Here is a 2,065-nt window from a genome sequence, read left to right as displayed (position 1 = left end):
TGTCAAACGCAATCTCAAGTTGATACAGCTTCGGACGCAAACGCAATTTGAATTTGATACACCTGCGCATACGGTTATTAGCTGAGTGCTGCCTCCTTCGAGTTGCGTTTGCGTTTGACATCGTCCGCGTCGTTCAGGTGCGGTGGTGGGATGCGGTTGATCATGCCGGCCTGACGTTTTTCCTTCAGCCTGTACGAGTCGCCGGAGATCGGCACGACGTGTGCGTGATGAAGCAGCCGGTCGAGGAGCGCCGCCGTGAGCGTTGCATCGTCAGCGAAGGTCTGGTCCCACTGGCCGAACGGAAGATTGCTGGTCAGGATGAGACTTCCGGTTTCGTACCGTTTGGCGACCACCTGGAAGAGCAGGTTCGCCTGCTCCCGGTCCATGGGCAGATACCCCATCTCGTCAATGATCAGAAGCCTGTATGGCTTCGTGATCCGCTTGATAGTTTCCTCCAGCTGGTTACGCCGCAACGCTGTCGTCAATTGCATCAGCAGATCGGCGGCAGTAATGAAGCGGGTGCGAAATCCGGCCTGCGTTGCACGATATCCAAGCGCGACGGCAAGATGGGTTTTGCCAACGCCACTGGGTCCGAGCAGCACGACATTCTCGGCACGCTCCACAAAGGCAAGACTGCCGAGTTCGAGAACCAATGCTTTCGGTACGCCGAGCGCGAATTCGAAGTCGAATTCATCAAGCGTCTTGATTGCCGGGAATCCAGCCAGACGCGTCAGCATCCGGCGCATTCGCTCCGCGCGTGCCATCGCTTCATCCTTCAAGGCCTGTTCGAGGAAGTCGAGATAGCCGAGCTCGCGTTTGGCGGCCATCTGGCCGAGGTGCGCAATCTGTGTCGGCAAGTGCAGCAGGTTGAGCTGCTTGCACAACACAGTCAGTCGTTCGAGCTGCGGCGTCATGCGCTTACCTCCTGTGCGCGGCTGAACGCGTCGTAGACCGACAACGGGTGCTGCAACGGTTTGTTCCACTCCGAGGTCGCGTACCGTGATGCTGGTTTCGGCTGCTGATGTGGCGTCGCTCCCGTTCGAACCGATCGTCCCACGTATGGTGCCGGCAGTGGCAGAAGATGCGGCCGCTCCTCGAGCAACACCTCGGCCGGAACCCGTTTGGTAGTGCCATGCACCCGGACGTTGGCGACGTCGCGCAACCACAGCCTGACGCGCTCATTGCACAGGCCGCAGTCGGCTGTGAGCCCTGCCTGTTTGAGCATTGAAACCAACGGGACCCAGAAGCTATAGCGCAGATATCCGTTCATACGCTCGACCTTGCCCTTCGTCTTCGCGCGGTATGGCTTGCACACGCGCGGCACGAACCCATGGTGTTTGGCGAAGTCAGCGAACCCCGGATGATATCGGTGCTGCTTCTTGCCATAGGCATCGCGTTTCAGAATCACCGTCTTCATGTTGTCGTACACGATCTCTCTGGTGACGCCGCCAAATGCCTCGAATGCCCGCACATGGCAAGCCAGCAGCGTTTCGATACGCATGTCGGTGACAAACTCCGCGTAGCTGACACGGCTGTAGCCCAACGTCGCAACGAACGCCGCGAGCATGCCGAGTTTGTGCCCCGGCTTACGAAACTCAATCCAGTCCATCTGCATCTGATGTCCCGGCTCTGTCTCGAATCTGACCACCGGGTCGGGGCGTGCAGCGGGGCGAAGCTTCTGCAGATACTCCTGCACCCGACGCAAACCGCCCGTGTAGCCGCGCTCCTCAATCTCCCGCTTGAGCACCGTCGCCGGAATCCAGTCCGGCTTCGCTGCTTCGACACGGCCCTGCAAATAGGCCTTGAAGGGCGCAAGCTTGCCGACGACTGGCTGACGGGCCTTACGCTGCGGCGGACCCGATTCCAGATACTTCCTGACTGTGTTGACTGCCATGCCGGTCTCGACCGCGATGTCCCGAAGGCTGTTTCCCTGGCGACGCAGAATCTCGATTTCCATGTACTCCTCGTAGCTGATCACGGGCCGCCCAAAAGGAGCAACCCTACAACGAGGTGTATCAATTCCTAACTGCGTTGCTGTATCAATTTACAACTGCGCGCGACAAGA

Annotated in this window: 2 protein-coding genes; both read right to left on the bottom strand. The window is 58.9% G+C overall.

Annotated elements, in window-relative coordinates; genetic code table 11:
* Positions 1-77: 77 nt before the first annotated feature.
* On the bottom strand, positions 78-914 hold the full coding sequence (gene istB / locus NE850_RS39285) for an IS21-like element helper ATPase IstB (RefSeq protein ID WP_007176182.1): 837 nt from the start codon (positions 912-914) through the stop codon (positions 78-80).
* Entirely contained in the window at positions 911-1,957 is a 1,047-nt protein-coding gene (gene istA / locus NE850_RS39280; RefSeq protein WP_039339357.1) for an IS21 family transposase, read from the bottom strand. Before istA ends, istB begins: the two co-directional genes overlap by 4 nt.
* Between the last annotated feature and the right edge of the window lie 108 nt (positions 1,958-2,065).

Origin of the sequence: Paraburkholderia sp. USG1, assembly GCF_031570135.1 — a bacterium.
Lineage (GTDB): Bacteria > Pseudomonadota > Gammaproteobacteria > Burkholderiales > Burkholderiaceae > Paraburkholderia > Paraburkholderia dioscoreae.
The sequence above is the reverse complement of the archived record's forward strand: the minus strand, read 5'-3'. Positions and strand labels throughout refer to the sequence as shown.

Bases quoted from the DNA above. Each gene is read 5' to 3' on its own strand.
- istA (WP_039339357.1), bottom strand. From the start codon at position 1,957: ATGGAAATCGAGATTCTGCGTCGCCAGGGAAACAGCCTTCGGGACATC.
- istB (WP_007176182.1), bottom strand. From the start codon at position 914: ATGACGCCGCAGCTCGAACGACTGACTGTGTTGTGCAAGCAGCTCAAC.